The sequence below is a fragment of the Pseudomonas sp. FEN genome, assembly GCF_904067045.1.
GTDB lineage: Bacteria > Pseudomonadota > Gammaproteobacteria > Pseudomonadales > Pseudomonadaceae > Aquipseudomonas.
Genome location: NZ_CAJFDC010000036.1, coordinates 676688 through 693057 on the forward strand (window position 1 = coordinate 676688; position 16370 = coordinate 693057).

A 16370-nucleotide genomic window follows, 5' to 3' on the forward strand; every position below is an offset into this window, starting at 1 on the left:
GAGTGAAATGGATGTCAGGGAAACAGTCTGCAAAGCCCCGCTTCGGCGGGGTTTTCTTTTTGTGCGAAAAAAGTGCCGCTCAGTTCAGTCCTTCACGGACCGCCGAGGCATGCCCGCCTGGGTGATTCATCACGTCTTCGAGCAAGGTGCGCAACAACTCCAGCGTCGCTTGTTGGCGTTGTACATCCCGGCACACCAGCCCGACTTTCAAGGCCACGCGCGGCTCGGTCAGCGGTTTCCACAGCAGCAGGTCGTCATCATGCTCCTGGCGCGAGCGCCCCGGCAGTACTGTCGCCAGTCGTGTGTGGGGCAGGCTGTCGAGAATACCGGCCATGTTGTTCAACTCGGCCTGGACCTGAGGGCGCCGCCCCAGGTTGGCCAGTTGCCCCTGCCAGATCTGGCGAATCTGGAACTCCTCACCCAGCAGCAACATCGGCAGTTCGGCGGCCTGGCTCAAGGAGACTTTCTTGAATTCTCGCAGCGGGTGATCGCTGGGAATCACCAGTTGCAGCTCGTCCTCGTACAACAGCACCCCATGCAGGCCGGGCTGGCGCGGTGGCAGATAGCTGATGCCGATGTCCAGCGAACCGTTGAGCAGGCGTCGCTCGATCTCCATGCCGGTCAATTCGTAGATCTGCACCACCAGATGGGGCTGGGCCTTGCGTACTCGCTCCAGCATTTGCGGTACCAGGCTGGTGTGGACGGTCTGCAATACACCGATGGCCAGGGTTCGCAGGGCCTGGCCCTGGAAGTTGCGCAGGTCGTCACGGGCCCGTTGCAGGCCATCGAGCAGCGGCAGCGCATGGTTGTAGAGTGTGTGGGCGGCGAGAGTCGGCAGCAGGCGCTTGCTGCTGCGTTCGAACAGGGCCACATCGAGGTTGTGTTCGAGTTGGCGGATCTGCTGGGAGAGGGCCGGTTGCGAGATCGACAGACGCTCGGCGGCCCGGCCGACATGGCCTTCTTCATAGACCGCGACGAAATAACGCAGTTGCTTGAAATCCATAGGCTTTACTTATCGAAAATGCTCGAAAAACGAAATGGCCGCTAGTGCCGGGGACGCCTAGTCTACGCCCAATTAAAAGGGCTTACAGGGCCATAGCGTGCGATGAATACTGTTTGCGTGGACGGTGTTTACATAGGCAAGGCAAAAAATCTCGGGCAGGGTCTGGTGGGGGATACGGATAAACACCGGGTTGCCAACCGGCTCTGGTTGTGGCCACAAGGGCTGGGCAGCGATGAGCATGGCGACCCGCGTTTCCATACCGGTCCCGAGCGGGCGGTGCATCACTATCCCGCCGAGCATTACGCTTACTGGCGGCAGCACTATCCGCAGCTCGACTGGGCGGCGCCGGCCTTTGGCGAGAATTTGTCGACATTGGGGCTGACCGAGGAGCAGGTCTGCCTGGGCGACCTGTTTCGCTGGGGCGGTGCGTTGTTGCAGATCAGCCAGCCACGCTCGGCCTGCTATCGCCTGAGCCGCCTCGGGGCCTTGCCGGACCTGCCACAGCAGGCCCAGGATTCGGGGCGCTGCGGTTGGTTCTACCGGGTGCTCAAGGCGGGGTTTGTCAGCGCCGATCAACCTTTCGAACTGATCCAGCGCAGTTATCCCGGCCTGACCGTGGCCTGGGCGCTGCATGCCTTTTATCAGGAACCCCTGGAATACGCGGGGCTGAAGAAACTGGTGGACTGCCCGGCGCTGTCCTCGCGCTGGCGCGACACGGCCATCAAGCGCTTGCGCAGTGGGCGGGTGGAAGACTGGTCGGCGCGGTTGCTCGGCCTGCCTCTGGAAGGGCTGCGCGCATGAACCTGTTCAGCTTGCGGCGCACGCCGCCGAGTCTCGATGACCTGACGGCCGAGTACCGACAATCGACCCGACATGACAGCGTGCCCCATGACTATCTGATGCCGGCTATCGAGCGCCCCGCGCCGGTGTTCGTCCGCGGCCAGGGCTCCCGGGTATGGGACGCACAAGGGCAGGCCTATCTGGATTTCAGCCAGGGCGGTGGGAGCAACTGTCTCGGTCACAGCCCCGGGGTGCTGGCCCGGGCCTTGTCCGACCAGGCCTATGGCTTGCTCAACGCCGGGGTCGGCTTTCATAACCAGGGGCAATTGAATCTGGCCCAGCGCTTGTGCGAGACCACCGCTTGCGACCAGGTGCATTTTTTCAACAGCGGCTCCGAGGCCTGCGACGGTGCAATCAAGCTGGCGCGCAAATGGGGGCAACTGTATCGCGGTGGTGCCTGTCGGATCATTTCAGTGAGCAACGCTTGCCACGGCAGTGGTTTCGGCGCCATGGCAGCGTCAACTCCTGGGGTCTTTGACAACCGTTTCGAACCCCAGCTGCCGGGCTTCAGCCAGGTGCCGTTCAATGACCTGGCCGCCTTGCATGCGGCCGTGGATGCCAAGACCGTCGCGATCATGCTGGAGCCGATCCAGAATGCCGCCGGGGTGATTCCGGCGAGTGGGCACTATCTCAAGGGCGTCGAACGGTTATGCCGCGAGTTGGGCATCCTGCTGATTCTGGATGAGGTGCAGACCGGCATGGGGCGTTGCGGCACCTTGCTGGTCGAACAGCAGTACGGTGTGCGTGCGGACATCATCACCTTGGGCAAGGGCCTGGGCGGCGGCGTACCGCTGGCCGCCCTGCTGGCGCGGGGCCGGGCCTGCTGTTTCGCGCCGGCTGAAATCGGCGGCAGCCACCATGGCAATGCCTTGATGTGCAGCGCCGGTCTGGCGGTATTGGACACACTGCTCGGCGGTCACTTCCTCGCCCATGTCCGCGAAAGCGGGCAATACCTGCAGGATGGGCTGACACGCCTGGCCCAGCGTCATGACCAGGGTGAGTTGCGCGGCACCGGCCTGCTCTGGGGCTTGACCCTGGGGGACGAGTGGGCGGATGCGCTGGTCAAGGCGGCGCGACAGGAAGGGCTGCTGCTGGATGCGCCGAAAGCCGACTGCCTGCGTTTTACGCCGGCGCTGAACGTCAGCAAGAGCGACATCGACGAGATGCTGCTACGCCTGGGCCACGCCTTTTCCCGTGTGCGGACCGCCCAGGTCCACTGTCGCAAGGGCATTGCCGTCTGACACTGACCGACTCCTTTTCCTTAACGAATTCCCGAACCGTCTCGCGGTATAACGCGTCGCCCTGTGCCTGACTCTTTTGGCACGGGGCGTTTTTTTGTGGGTGCTATTCAGCGCTCGCGGTTTTACACCGCACGCCCTCCAGGAGTCCGAGCAATGAGGTCGGTGACGGGCTTGAGGTTATATACCACTAAGTGGTATGTTTTGGAGAGGGATTTCCATGCCATACAGGTTTTTCAAAACCCGGCGCTTCAGCGTCGATGCGAGAAAGGCATTGATTACCGATGCAGCGCTGGTCGCTGCGATAAAGGAGGCCATTGGCGGTCAGGCGGACAATCTGGGCGGCGGTGTCTGGAAGAAGCAACTCAATGAGAACCGCCATCGCGCCATTGTCCTGGCGAGGGGGCGTTGCTACTGGGTCTTCCAGTTTCTGTTCGCCAAAAGCGATCAGAGCAATATCACGGCGCAGGAGCTTGGTGCCTTCAAGGCGTTGGCCAAAGCCTATGAGGCGCTCAGTGATCAGCAGGTGCAACAACTGCTGGATATGAAAGAGTTTGTGGAGATAAGTCATGAGTAAGACATTCAAGAGCGAGGCGCTGGAGTCGGTTCATGAGTCGGCCAGTGCGTTGCATGCCATTGGGGCGATCAGCAAGGCGACCATGCGTGAGTTCGATGAGTCCTGCCTGGCGCCGGTACCGGATGAAATCGCCCCGGAGCAGATCAAGCTGTTACGCGAGCGCAACCATGTCAGTCAGCCGGTCTTCGCTCGTTACCTGAACACCAGTGCTTCGACCGTCAAGCAGTGGGAGGCGGGTGATAAGCAACCGAGCGGCATGGCACTCAAGTTGTTGAGCATCGTGCAGAAATACGGCTTGCAGATATTGGCCTAGCGCTCGCGGCGATTGCGCGAGCGGTCCTGGGCAAAGGTGCGCAGCCCGCGGTGGGCACTGGTTTGGCCACGAATCAGACCGGCACGGTCGACCGCTTCAGTGGGCACTAGAGGGGTGGACGGTGGCGGCACGTGCGCAGGCTCCCCGGCTTCGTTCGAGGACGCAAGATCTTCGGGGTCGGGCGCGGTCGGCAGGGACATGGGCGTTTCCTTGGAAGAGGAATGCCCATTTTAGCGGATAACCGCCGCTCAGTCCCGGCTCAGGTCCATGTACAGCGCCGGACGGCGATCTTGCAGGTAGCGGTTGCTGGCCCGTGACGCTTGCATCAGCGCACGGTCCAGGGTGGCGACGATCAAGGTTTCATCCAGGCCCGCCCGGGCCAGGCGGCTGCCGTCCGGGGCGGCGATGCTGCTCTGGCCGCAGTACTGGATATCGCCCTCATGGCCGCAGTAGTTGGCATAGGCCACAAAACACTGGTTCTCGAAAGCCCGGGCCCGAATGGTGACATCGGCGACGAAATCAAATGGCACCATATTGGCGGTGGGTACCAGGATCACTTCGGCCCCGCTCAGGGCCAGGCGCCGGGTGTTTTCCGGGAACTCGACGTCGTAGCAGATCAGCAGCCCGAACTTCCAGCCGCCCAGTTCCACCACCGGGAAGTGGTCGGGTCCGGCGCTGAACATCGAGTGATCCAGGTCGCCGTAGAGGTGGGTCTTGCGATAGTTGCACAGGCTCTGGCCCTGGGCGTCGATCAACTGCACCGCGTTGTAGATCCGGCCCTCCTCATCGCGCTCCGGGTAACCGTACACAATGGCCATGTCCGCCGCCCGGGCGAGGGCGGCAATATGCTGCGCGCTGGCGCCATCGCGGGCTTCGGCCAGGGCGCCGACGGCTTCGGCGCCGATGTTGTAGCCGCTCAGGAACATCTCCGGGAGCACCAGCATGTCCGCGCCCCGGGCCTCGACGGTCAGGCGCTGCAAGCGTTGCAGATTGCCCGCGACATCCAGCGGTTGCGGTGGGCATTGGTAGAGGGCGATCTGCACGGGCGGGTTCCTTTCAGTCGGCCAGGGCAATCGGACCGATGTCATTGAAGACATCGCCGGGTCCCGGGTTCTCGGCGTGGGTGCGTCCACCGAAGTGGTTCATGATGCCCCATACCGCATTGAGCGAGGTCTGTACCGCGCCTTCGACCCAGGCCGGCGTCCAGGACACGTCGTCACCGGCAATGAAAATGCCCCGTTGTTCGGCGGGCATGTCAGCCTGCATGAAGTGCGCGTACATCCGCTGGTTATAGCGATAGTGGCCGGGCAGGGCACCTTTGAAGGCTCCGAGGAAATGCGGATCGGCTTCCCAGGACACGGTGATCGGATCGCCGATGATGCGCGCGGCGATATCCACTTTCGGGTAGATCTTCTTCAGCGCGTCCAGGGCCAGTTTCACCCGTTTGTCGATGGGCTGCGGGAGCATTTTCAGGGCGTCGCTCATCCACGAATACGACAGGCAGATCACCCCGGGCTTATCGTCGCCATTGTCGAACAGGTAGGTGCCGCGGGTCAGGCGATCGGTGAGGGTCATGCTCATCAGGTCGCGACCGGTTTCCGGGTCCTTGTCCTTCCAGAACGGGCGGTCGACCATGACGAAGGTTTTCGAGGACTGCATGTAGCGTGTGCGGTCCAGGGCCATCCACATCTTCTGCGAGAACAGCGATTCCTCGCATTCGATCTGGGTGGTCAGCAGCCAGCTCTGACAAGTGGTCAGGACGGCGGCGTAGTGACGGGTATCGCCCCAATTGTCGGTGACCGCGAACTGGCCATCGGCGGCGCGGGCAATGCGCTTGACGCCGGTGCGCGGTGCGCCGTGGTGCAGGGTGCTCAGGCTGGTGCCGGCCGGCCAATGGGCGCAGCGCTGCGGCACATGGCGCCAGATCCCCAGCGGCACCTGCTCCACGCCGCCGACCACCAGGTGTTGGTGATCGTCGCAGTTGGTCATCACCACGCGGAAGATTTCCAGCATCGAGTTGGGGAAATCCGAGTCCCAGCCACCGGTACCGAAACCGACCTGGCCGAACACTTCGCGGTGCTGGAACGACAGCTTGGCGAAGGCTTTGGAGGTGGCGACGAAATCGTAGAAGGTGCGGTCGTCCCACAGCGGCACCAGGGTGTTCCACAGTTCTTTCAGGCGCGGCACGTCGCGCTCGCGAATGGCCTGTTGGATATCGCCGAAGCGCGCGCCGTCTTCCAGGGCATCGGCCCAGGCGTCGGCGACTTCCTGGAACAGGGCGGGGAGGTCGGCGAGTTTCTCGGCGTAATAGGTTTCGCCTTCGAGATCGATCACCGTGCTGCCGGAAGCCGGGGTCAGCGGGTTGGGGAAGGGCTTGGTCTCAAGGCCGAGCTTGTCGACGTAGTGGTAGAACGCGGTGGACGAGACTGGGAAACGCATGCCACCCAGTTCGGCGATGATACCTTCGGTCCCTTCGAAGTGCTGGGAGCGCAGGCGCCCGCCCATTTTCGAGGCTTCGTAGACGACCGGCTTGAGGCCCAGCTTCATCAGTTCATAAGCGGCCACCAGGCCGGCGATCCCGGCACCGACAATCGCTACCTCGGCACCGTGATTTTCCGCCGGGATGCTGCCCAGTCCGGCCGGGTGCTCGATCCAGTCATCGAAGGCGAAGGGGAAGTCCGGGCCGAAGATGGTGATAGGTTTTTTACCGTCGGCAGGATGGCGATTATTCTTGTTCATGGCTGACCTTGCTGGCGACTCGGGCCGGGCGATATGTCCGGCTGGAGTATAGATAGGAAAAGACTGGGGCCATTGTAGGTAGCAGGGAGTACGTTAAAAAGACGCAAAGTGTCGTCGTTTTGATAGCTGTTGATACGTTATGACGAAAAATATATTCGAAACGACGAATTCCTGTAGGAGCAGGGCTTGGTCCGGGCGGCGTTCCGATGAAGCTTTCAGCGCCCTCAAGGCCCTCTTCGCGGCGATGCGGCGCCCCGGCCAGCCCAGCTCCTACAGGTACGGGGTTCAGTCGGCAAATCGGTGGTGTTAAACCGGCTGTCCCCGGTCGACCTTGCTGCTGAGAATGATCGAGGTCGTGGTCTTCTCCACCCCTTCAACGCTGCCGATCTGGTCGAGCAACTGGTCCAGCTGTTCTGGCGAGTCGCTGCGCAGCCACGCTACATAATCGAACTCGCCACTCACGGCACAGAGTTGCTGGATCTGCGCCATGGCACTGAGACGCCGCACCACATCCTTGCCCGAACGCGGCTGGACGGTGATCCCGACATAGGCTTGCAAACCGCCATCAGCCACCCGCCGACCCAGGCGCACGCCATAACCGGTAATCACCTTGGCCTTCTCCAAGCGCGCCAGTCGTGAGGTCACCGTGGTACGCGCGATCCCCAACTGCCGTGCCAGCATCGCCACGCTTTCGCGGGCATTGATCTGCAGGGCGGAAATCAACTGACGATCGATTTCGTCGAGGGCGGGTGGTTGGGTGTCGGACAAGGTTGGGGCTCCGGTGGCGGGTGTTGAGAGTGGTGCCATGTTACAGGCTTGAGGGATCCGCCGGCCTTAGGCCGGGAATCTGGTAGCGGGTACTGCGTCCGCCTCCGGGAAGGCGATAGAGGCAGCCTTTCTCCAGAAGATCCGCCAGATGGCGAGTTGCCGTCGCCTTGCTGACTTTGGCGACCGCCTGATATTGCGCGGCATTGATACCACCCTCAAAACCTCTCTCACCGCCATCGAGCAGCCTGTTGATAACTTTGAGTTGTTCCGGCGAGAGTTGAAGATGGCGATGCTGTTGCCAATACCGTGCCTTGACCAGCACCCGATCGATATTGATCTGAGCCTGTTCCAGGCTGCGCAAAAGGGTTTTCAGGAACCATTGCAGCCAAGGGGTGATATCCATTGAGTCTTTCTGGGAGGACTCGAGGATCTCGTAATAACCCTTTCTGTCTTCGAGAATGCTCGCGGACAGCGCATAGAACCGAATCGCCTGCTGTTCGCCCTGCGCCAGTGCCAGATCGGTGAGGGTGCGGGTCAGGCGACCATTGCCATCATCGAATGGATGCAGGGTCACAAACCAGAAATGTGCGACGCCCGCGCGCAGCAATGGATCGAATGCCGTATCTGCCTGAGTGGCGTTGAACCAGTGGATAAACGCCATCAGTTCTTTGTCGAGTCCGGTGCGCGGAGGTGTCTCGAAATGTACGACAGGTCGATCCAGACGTCCTGAGACCACCTGCATTGGCTCGTTACCGCGCAACATGCCAATACGGATTTCTGGTGCCAGAAGGCTTTCATCGGCATGGAACAGCAGCGAGTGCCAATACAGCAGGCGCTCAAGGCTCAACGGCGAGTGATGGTGTTGCGTTGCGTCCAGCAGCAGTTCCGCCAGGCCTTCGCTACGTGGGCTGGCGGATTGGTCGGCGCTCAGTCCGAGGCGTCTTGCCAGCGAGGACCTGACTGAACCGACATTCAACGGCTCTCCTTCGATGGCTGAGGAGGCGATGATGTTTTGCAGCAAGGCATCCAGTTCGTTCTGCGCACTGCTGTCCTTGCCTATGGCGGCGGTCATGCCGAGCAAACGTCCTTGGGCGCGTCCGCATTCCAGCAGCAGCGGCGTCAGGGCCTTTTCCTGCCAGGTGAAATGAGGCCAGTCGGGCTGCTGCCAGATCCAGTGAGGCAGATCGTTCATAGAGGACTCCGCATGAGCGTGAGCCGAATAAATCGCTTATTCGGCTCATATGGTGAGCCGATTGTGCGATTTATTCGGCTCATCGTCTAGCTGGGAGGTGTAGTGGTCTAATGCTGCATCAGTGCAAGAGCACTGCGACCATTACGTCCTTTACGCGTTCGTAGCCCGCCGCCAGTGCCTCGAAATGATGAGAAATAGCTGTCCAAAAAACTTATATTTCCTACACATTTTGGACATGGGAGAATGTTGTGTGCGCCCGCTGCTGAGTCTACATTCCTGTTGTCGCTGCAAATTCAGCGATACGGGTTTCGCAGCCCGGTAGTTGAGTTGGCGCACAGCGCCGCGTATGCGGTTTTTTTATGTCCGCGTTATGGCGGGCTGTGCGCAGGAGGCTTATGCCTGCCGGTTGCCAACTCTCCGGTCTGCGAACCTGCGTACAGTTCGCCACCCTTGTTTCGCAGCGAGTGTGGAGAGCCCCTCTTAATGAGTTGGAGATCCACGATGATTAAGAAAATTACCCCTGCCGCCCAAAGATCTCAAGTCGGCACGGCCCGATACTGCCCGCTTGCTTGATACCCTCGCTTTAACCGTTTCCAAAACCGTCAATTACGCCGACCCTCTCAGGCCCTCGATTTTTGCCATCCAACCGGGCGTCAAGGCACAGGATGCGCTGATCTACGTGTCGAAATTGCTTGAAGCCGCCGAACTGAACGGTGACGAAATCAGCTTGCACACGAACCCGGTGGAACGCTCTCTGTTCTGGGGCATGCTCCACTCGGTAGAAATGGCGCGCGCTGTGGTGGATGCCCTGCTTGAGGGATCGTCCTCTCCTCATCACGTCTCAGCGGCGTTAGACGATCAGCCTTCTTGATTGAAATGGCGCCTGCTGTGGTTGGGGTTCTGATCAGCAGGCTGAACGGACATCTTACGGGCTTGTAAAAAAGGCTTTTTTGCCTCGCCGTAGTGACATTAGTCATTACGGCGAGGTGCATGCCCATGGCATCCATCAACGTCCGCATTGACGACGACCTCAAAGCACGTGCTTACCATGAGCTTGAAAAACTGGGTGTCACCCCTTCCGAGCTGATGCGTCAAGCCTTGCAGTACGTGGCAGAGCGCGGCCAGCTGCCGTTCAAGCCGATTCTGATGACTGAGGACGATGAGGCCTTGCTCGCCACGGTGCGCGAGCGATTGGCAGCTCCCCAGCGAGTGAAGGTTTCACTGGATGACCTATAGCCTTGAATTCGATGCGCGGGCGTTAAAGGAGTGGCACAACCCGGGGGAACGCCGTGCGCCAGCGACTCAAGAAGAAGCTGGCTACGGTTGTGCCCAATTCGCACATTGATGCCAACCGTTCGCATGTGTTGTTCGCGTGTTCTCAAGTACGGAATTGGCTGACCATTTCCTGCAGTTCGTGGCCCAGCCTGGCCAGTTCGACACTGGAGGCCGCCGTTTCCACGCTGGCGCCCGCGGTTTGCTCGGAGATGTCGCGCACGTTGAGCAAGCTGCGATGGATTTCCTCGGCCACGGCACTTTGCTCTTCAGCCGAGGCGGAAATCTGCTGGCTCATCGATTGGATTGTCGACACCGTGCGCGTGATGCTTTCCAGTGATGTTCCGGCGCGACGGGTCAATTCGACGCTGCTATCCGTCAGGATACGACTGCTTTCCATCACGGCGGAGACTTTCTGTGTACCGCTTTGCAGGTCGGCGATCAGCCCTTCGATTTCTTCGGTGGATTTCTGCGTGCGTTGAGCCAGGCTTCGGACTTCGTCGGCCACTACCGCGAAGCCGCGTCCGGCTTCACCCGCTCGCGCGGCTTCAATGGCGGCGTTGAGTGCCAACAGGTTGGTTTGTTCAGCCACGGCTTTGATCACATCGAGCACGCCGCCGATTTTTTCGCTTTCGAGCTCCAGAAGGTTCATGGCTACGGTGGAGTTGCCGACTTCCAGGGCCAGCAGTTCGATTTGATCTATCGCTTCACCGACCACTTTTTCACCGGCGCGCGCTTCTTTATCCGCGGCCGCGGCGGCGCTTGAAGCTTCCTCGGTATTGCGCGCCACTTCTTGTACGGTGGCGGCCATTTCGTTCATGGCGGTCGCGACTTGATCCGTCTCGACTCTTTGACTGTTCACATTCGCGCTGGTCTGCTCGGTAACGGAGGACAGCTCTTCCGCCGCATTGGCAATCTGGGTGACGCCCAGGCTGATGCCTTCGATCAGCTTGCGCAGGCTTACCGTCATGTACTGCATGCTGCGCTGTAGTTGGCCCAGCTCGTCACGTCGCTCGGTCTTGATATCGTGGCTGAGATCCCCGCCAGCGATACGCTCCGCGGCTTTCAGGGTTTCCAACAGCGGATGGACGATCTGCCCGGTGATGAACCATGCCGCGAGGATGCCCAGGGCTAACGCCAGCAGTGTGCTGATGATCAGCAATTGACGGGCACTTTGCGCCTCGCTATCACGTGTCTGGCTCTGGTTGTCTATGAGCTTCTGGCTAAGGTCTTCAAGCCTGACGCCCAAAGCCGCCATCTGATCGAGCATTTCCAGGCTGGTGTGTACTTGCGCGGCATAGCTCTGCACATCCTGGCGGTACTGTTGTAGCGCGTGTTCCGCCTGCGTCAGGATGCCTTGTTGTTGAGGGGCGGTGACGGCGCGAACCTTGAGCAGTTCGGCCGTGACCTGATCGATACTCGCCAGGGCCCCTGGCTCTTTGCTCGGATCATTGGTGTAGATCAAACCGTAGACCACGATGCGGGCCTGCTGGATATGCACGGCGAGCAAGCTGGTGGCCTGAAACTGGCTCAGGCGCTGATGTTCATCTTGCCCTTCAAGCGCCGGGGCGTTAACCAGGTCTTGGGTGGCTTCATTCAGCGCCTCGGTGATTTGCGCCGCGTTCTGTATCAACTTCGCGAGCGCGGTTTCACGGTCTTTGAAGGTTTGTTCAAGCGTGTTGAAGCGGCTCCGGTAGTCCTCGACGATGCGGCCTTGCTCCTCGATAAGTTGCAGGTCCGCGGGAATACTCAGCGCGCCGCTCAGAGACCGCTGATTGTCCTGGATACGCTCCAGCACCAGTGACACGGCTGCGCTGTTTTGTTCGTTGCGATCAGCCAGGTAACGTAGGCGCTTGGCGCGTAAATCGTTAGTCAGGGCGCTGAGGGCGCCGATGGCACTGATCTTGTTGCTGCGCTCGATCATGTTGGTGGTGCTGTGCCAGCCGGTCAGCGCGATCAGCAAGGTCATCAGCAGCAGCAGGCCGAAGCCCAGGGCAAGCTTGGCATTGACACCGATATTACTCAGGGCCTGGCTGAAACGTCTGAACATGGTCTTTCCTTAAAGTGCCGCGAACTTGCTGCCACAGGCCGTGTTTGGTTGAAGCGGGGCAATATAAGCCATACCCGAGGGAATCGCAGGTGGGGTGGGGAGCGACTTTAGTCGGCTAGGCAGATCGCGGTTTTGGTCGCACTGCGGGCCTCGTTTGCATTTACCAAGGCTATCTGGGAACTGTTCGATCAGTTAGGCGCCTTGCCATCCTGAAGGACCAAGCCCCTGAGTCTCACCATGCCGAGCCGCTGGATCTCCAGGCAGAACCCGTTGACAGTGATTTCGAAGAAGAAAAAACGGCCGTTTCAGGACGAGAAATTTTGAGATTGGACGAATCTTGGACGGAAGGCGATTTTTGGCCCTTTTCAGAGCCGGAAAACGCGCTTTGCCAGAAATGCAAAAGCCGCGCAGTGCGCGGCTTTCAAAGGTGGTGGGCCCACACGGACTTGAACCGTGGACCAAAGGATTATGAGTCCTCTGCTCTAACCAACTGAGCTATAGGCCCTCAGTAGGCCGCGAATTATAGCGATGGTTTCCCGCTGGTGCTATCCGAAAACTCCGAAAGCTTCATATGAAGAAAGGTGGTGGCGAATTCTTCGGCTGACAGCGGCAGGCTGACGATGTAGCCCTGGATCTGTTCGCAGCCTTCGGCGGCCAGGAAAGCCTGCTGAGCCTGGTTCTCCACGCCCTCGGCAATCACCGTGAACTGCATGCTGCGCCCCAGCGCGATAATGGCGCGTACGATAGCGGCATCGTGGGGGTCGTCCGGCAAACCACGCACGAACGATTGGTCGATTTTCAGCACATCCAGTGGCAGCCGCTTGAGGTAGCTCAGTGACGAATAGCCGGTGCCGAAGTCGTCAATGGCTAATTGCACTCCCAGGCGCTTGAGCTGGTGGAGGACGTCCAGAGCCTCCTCGGCCTGGCTCATGATGAAATTTTCGGTGATTTCCAATTGCAGGCGCCCGGGTTCGAGACGGTATTCCCTGAGCAACTGCTCGACCCGCGCGAGCAGGTTCGGTTGGCGCAACTGCGCGCCGGCGAGGTTGACCGAGAGCGGGCCGAAGTCGCCATAGATCCTGTTCCAGCGCTGCATCTGCCGGCAGGCGCGCTCCAGTACCCAGTCGCCAATCTGCAGGATCATGCCGTTCTCTTCGGCCAGCGGAATGAAATGCTCGGGCGGCACCTCGCCAAGGGCCGGGTGTTGCCAACGAATCAGCGCTTCGGCCCCCACCAGTCGACCGCTGTCGAGACTGATCTTGGGTTGGTAGAGCAGGTGCAGTTCCTCACGCTCGATGGCCCGTCGCAACTCGTGCTCCAGGGCCACGCGCTCGCTGGCCTGGACCGTGAGGTCGCGGGTGTAGCTCTCGACCCGATTGCGGCCCTTGGCCTTGGAGCGATACATCGCCGCGTCGGCATTCTTGACCAGGGTGGCAACGTCGTTGCCGTCCCTGGGGTAGAGGCTGGTGCCAATGCTGGCGCTGATGAAAAACTCGTGCTCGCCAGCCTGGAACGGGGCGCTGAAGCAACCCAGCAGCTTGTTGGCCAGGTGCAAGGCGTCGCTGGCCTGGTGCAGGCCCGGCAGCAGGATGATGAACTCGTCGCCGCCCAGCCGGGCCACGGTGTCGATGTCACGCAATTGCTCCTTGAGCCGAGTGGCAATGCCTTTGAGCAGCAGGTCGCCGACTGGATGGCCGAGGCTGTCGTTGATGTGTTTGAAGCGATCGAGGTCGAGAAACAGCACGGCGCCCTGGCCACCGTTTTCAATCTGGTCGTTCAGGGCGGCCTGCAGGCGGCTTTCGAACAGGGTGCGGTTGGGTAGCCCGGTCAAGGGGTCGTGATGGGCCTGGTAGTCCAGGCGCGCCTGGGCATGCTTGAGGCTGGAGATGTCGGCGAACACGGCGACGAAGTGGGTGATGACGCTATCGCGATTACGCACGGCACTGATGGTCAGCCAACTGGGGTAGAGCTCTCCATTCTTGCGACGGTTGCAGATCTCGCCTTGCCAATGGCCGTCGGCGGTCAGTTGGTGCCACATCGCCGCGTAGAAGGCGCTGTCGTGCTGGCCGGAGGCAAGCAGGCGCGGGGTGTGGCCGAGGGCTTCGGTTTCGCTGTAGCCGGTGATTTCGCTGAAGGCCCGATTGACCGCGCTGATGTGTTGCTGGGTGTCGGTGATCAGCACGCCCTCGGCGGTACTTTCAAAGACGGTGGCGGCCTGCTGCAGCTTTTCCTGCATGAGGTGACGTTCGGTGATGTCCCGGGCGATGGTCAGCATACAGTCCTCACCGGCGATCGGTAGCGGCCGGCTGGAGACCTCGCACAGGCGGATCTGTCCGTCGTTGCGGCGGATATGGCAGCTGAAGTCGCGAACAAAACCATCGCGTTGCAGCAGTTCGAGCATGTGTTTGCGTTCGTTCAGGTTGACCCAGATGCCCAGGTCCATGGTCGAATGGTCGAGCGAGGTGGCACTGTTGTAGCCGGTGAGGCGGCTGAAGCCTTCGTTGACTTCCAGCAACAGGCCATCGCTTTGCCGGCTCAGCAGCAAACCGTCGGGGGAGGCGTGGAAGGCCTTGGCGAACTTTTCTTCGGAGGTTTGCAATTGTTGTTGGGTTCGCTTGAGCTGGCTGATGTCCCTGACCACCACCACCAGGGCCGGCGTGGTGTCGAGTTCAAAGGGTTCGGCGGAGAGCAGGCCGGTAAATAATTGTCCATTGCTGCGTCTGAAGGGCATTTCCAGGTTGCGGATGCTACCGCCCTGCAAGCGCTGCAACAGGTCCGGGCCGGTGCCGTCGATACCCCAGATGTTGAGGTCGCTGGCGGTATGTCCGACCACTTTCCCGGCCTTCAGGCCGATCTGTTCCTCGAAGGCTTTGTTGACTTCAAGCAGGCAGCCGTCGGACAGGCGGGCGATGACCAGGATGTCCGGGCATTGGCGGAAGACCGAGGCGAATTTCTGTTCGGACAGGCGCAGCGCTTCTTCGGTGCGTTTGGTTTCGCTGATGTCGATCATCAGGCCGCGTATCAACGGCTCATGGCCGTGTTCGATCAGGGCGACCAGGTCGCGTACCCATAAGGTGCGGCCATCGGCACTGATCACCCGGTAGTCGAGTGTATGGTCGCGGCCTTCGGCGATCTCCTTGTCACAGAAGGCCTGGGCGCGGGTCAGGTCGGCGGGGTGGGTGATGCTGCGCCAGAACCCGGGAATCAGCCAATTGGCCAACGGATAACCGAGCAGGGCTTCGGCGTGGGGTGAGACATAGGTGTAGGTGTAATCCATGCGCGCTTCCCAGGCGATGGCCGACAGGCTCTCCACCAGGCCGCGGTAGTGGTATTCGCTGCTGCGCAGTTCCTGTTCGAGGGCCACCCGGCGGGAGATTTCCGAGCTCAGACGACGATTGATGCGGATGACCACGACCAGTACGCTAACCAGCAGCAGGATACCGGGCAGGCCGTAGAGCAGCAGGTCGCTCCAGAAAGAGGGATTGACCAGGACGTTGCCCACCCAGCGTTTCTGGATCGCCTCGGTCTCGGTGACGCTCAGATCGGCCATGACCTTGTCGAGAATACCCACGAAGATTTTCTGCTCCTGCGGCACGGCCATTGCCAACTGGTAGCGATAGGGCGTTTCGCCGCTGACGTAGAGTCCTTCGAGCTTGAGCTGACGCAGGCTCCAGACACTGGAGGCGAGATCACCGATGACCGCATCGACCTTGTCGGTGGCCAGGGCCTGCAAGGCCGAGCTGACGTTGGGCAGGGCCACGAGGTTGAGGTCCGGGTAATGGCTGCGTAACAACTCATGGGGCGCGTAGTTTTCCACCACCGCGATCTTCAACCCATAAAGTTCCTTCATGTTATGGGGTTTGGCGCCACCTTCATGGGCCAGGATGACAATCGGGAAGTCCAGGTAGGGACGGGTAAAGGACAAGTAGGTCTGGCGTTCCGGGGTCGACATGATGCCGGGTAGCAGGTCGACTTGGCCTGTCCTGGCCAGTTGCAGTACCTCGGTCCAGCTCACGGGCTCGATGGGGGTGAGCTTGATGCTCAGGCGGTCTTCGATCAGATGGATGTAGTCGGCTGCCAGCCCCTGATAGACGCCGCTTTCGCCCCTGAACTCGAAGGGAGGCCACGATGCGTCGACGCCCAGGCGTAGTTGCGGATGGGCTTTGAGCCAGTCACGTTCGTCATCGGTGAGATTCAACGCGCCAGCCGTTGCGGTCCAGGCAAGCAGCGAAAACAGCAGCATTGCCGTCAGTCTGGGCATAACGGTCTCGTTATGGCTCGGGGGATGATTCGAGTGTAGACGGGCGGCGCGCGGATGGCGGATGGAGAAAAGGGAATCTGCATAAAGCAAAACCCCCGGCGAGCCGGGGGTTTTGAT

At 60.6% G+C, this 16370-nt stretch carries 13 protein-coding genes, 1 tRNA gene and 1 pseudogene; 6 read left to right on the plus strand and 9 right to left on the minus strand.

Features of this window, described 5'->3' with window-relative positions; all coding sequences use genetic code 11:
* Positions 1 to 79: 79 nt before the first annotated feature.
* Positions 80 to 1003 carry a LysR family transcriptional regulator gene (locus PFEN_RS26695; RefSeq protein ID WP_191489597.1) on the minus strand — a complete coding sequence of 308 codons (924 nt, stop codon included), beginning with the start codon at positions 1001 to 1003 and terminating at the stop codon, positions 80 to 82.
* A 102-nt stretch (positions 1004 to 1105) separates the two neighbouring features.
* On the opposite strand from PFEN_RS26695, the gene PFEN_RS26700 reads away from it, so the two are divergent.
* The 4 genes from PFEN_RS26700 (at position 1106) to PFEN_RS26715 (ending at position 3971) form a co-directional block, all read left to right on the plus strand.
* Complete coding sequence (locus tag PFEN_RS26700; RefSeq protein ID WP_191489598.1) at positions 1106 to 1804, plus strand: MOSC domain-containing protein; 699 nt, start codon at positions 1106 to 1108, stop codon at positions 1802 to 1804.
* Positions 1801 to 3084, plus strand: a complete 1284-nt coding sequence (locus tag PFEN_RS26705; RefSeq protein WP_191489599.1) for an aminotransferase class III-fold pyridoxal phosphate-dependent enzyme — start codon at positions 1801 to 1803, stop codon at positions 3082 to 3084. The genes PFEN_RS26700 and PFEN_RS26705 overlap by 4 nt, the downstream gene beginning before the upstream one ends.
* A 217-nt stretch (positions 3085 to 3301) precedes the next feature.
* Entirely contained in the window at positions 3302 to 3658 is a 357-nt protein-coding gene (locus tag PFEN_RS26710) for a type II toxin-antitoxin system RelE/ParE family toxin (protein WP_191489600.1), read from the plus strand.
* Positions 3651 to 3971: a helix-turn-helix domain-containing protein gene (locus tag PFEN_RS26715; RefSeq protein WP_191489601.1), complete on the plus strand. Its 321-nt coding sequence runs from the start codon at positions 3651 to 3653 to the stop codon at positions 3969 to 3971. Before PFEN_RS26710 ends, PFEN_RS26715 begins: the two co-directional genes overlap by 8 nt.
* Here the strand turns inward: PFEN_RS26715 and PFEN_RS31160 are convergent.
* The 5 genes from PFEN_RS31160 to PFEN_RS26735 form a co-directional block, all read right to left on the minus strand.
* On the minus strand, positions 3968 to 4102 hold the full coding sequence (locus tag PFEN_RS31160) for a hypothetical protein (RefSeq protein ID WP_263596646.1): 135 nt from the start codon (positions 4100 to 4102) through the stop codon (positions 3968 to 3970). The genes PFEN_RS26715 and PFEN_RS31160 overlap by 4 nt on opposite strands.
* Before the next feature lie 117 nt (positions 4103 to 4219).
* Entirely contained in the window at positions 4220 to 5014 is a 795-nt protein-coding gene (locus tag PFEN_RS26720; protein ID WP_191489602.1) for a carbon-nitrogen hydrolase family protein, read from the minus strand.
* A 13-nt stretch (positions 5015 to 5027) separates the two neighbouring features.
* A complete protein-coding gene (locus PFEN_RS26725) occupies positions 5028 to 6710 on the minus strand; it encodes a flavin monoamine oxidase family protein (RefSeq protein WP_191489603.1) in 1683 nt (560 codons plus the stop codon).
* Between the two features lie 306 nt (positions 6711 to 7016).
* On the minus strand, positions 7017 to 7478 hold the full coding sequence (locus PFEN_RS26730) for an Lrp/AsnC family transcriptional regulator (RefSeq protein WP_191489604.1): 462 nt from the start codon (positions 7476 to 7478) through the stop codon (positions 7017 to 7019).
* A 40-nt stretch (positions 7479 to 7518) separates the two neighbouring features.
* The gene (locus PFEN_RS26735) at positions 7519 to 8670 is read right to left on the minus strand and encodes a Fic family protein (protein WP_191489605.1); all 1152 of its coding nucleotides are present in this window, start codon (positions 8668 to 8670) and stop codon (positions 7519 to 7521) included.
* A 501-nt stretch (positions 8671 to 9171) separates the two neighbouring features.
* Between PFEN_RS26735 and PFEN_RS26740 the strand changes: the two are divergent.
* Positions 9172 to 9541, plus strand: a pseudogene (locus PFEN_RS26740) (hypothetical protein).
* A 125-nt stretch (positions 9542 to 9666) separates the two neighbouring features.
* The gene (locus tag PFEN_RS26745; protein ID WP_100938517.1) at positions 9667 to 9906 is read left to right on the plus strand and encodes a type II toxin-antitoxin system RelB/DinJ family antitoxin; all 240 of its coding nucleotides are present in this window, start codon (positions 9667 to 9669) and stop codon (positions 9904 to 9906) included.
* A gap of 142 nt (positions 9907 to 10048) precedes the next feature.
* Here PFEN_RS26745 and PFEN_RS26750 read toward each other — a convergent pair whose 3' ends face one another.
* The 3 genes from PFEN_RS26750 to PFEN_RS26760 all read right to left on the minus strand — a co-directional run bounded on the left by PFEN_RS26750 (position 10049) and on the right by PFEN_RS26760 (position 16253).
* Positions 10049 to 11992, minus strand: coding sequence for a methyl-accepting chemotaxis protein (locus tag PFEN_RS26750; protein ID WP_191489606.1), 1944 nt, complete (start codon positions 11990 to 11992; stop codon positions 10049 to 10051).
* Between the two features lie 428 nt (positions 11993 to 12420).
* Positions 12421 to 12497: transfer RNA gene (locus PFEN_RS26755), tRNA-Ile, on the minus strand.
* Between the two features lie 15 nt (positions 12498 to 12512).
* Positions 12513 to 16253 carry a bifunctional diguanylate cyclase/phosphodiesterase gene (locus PFEN_RS26760; RefSeq protein WP_191489607.1) on the minus strand — a complete coding sequence of 1247 codons (3741 nt, stop codon included), beginning with the start codon at positions 16251 to 16253 and terminating at the stop codon, positions 12513 to 12515.
* Positions 16254 to 16370 lie beyond the last annotated feature (117 nt).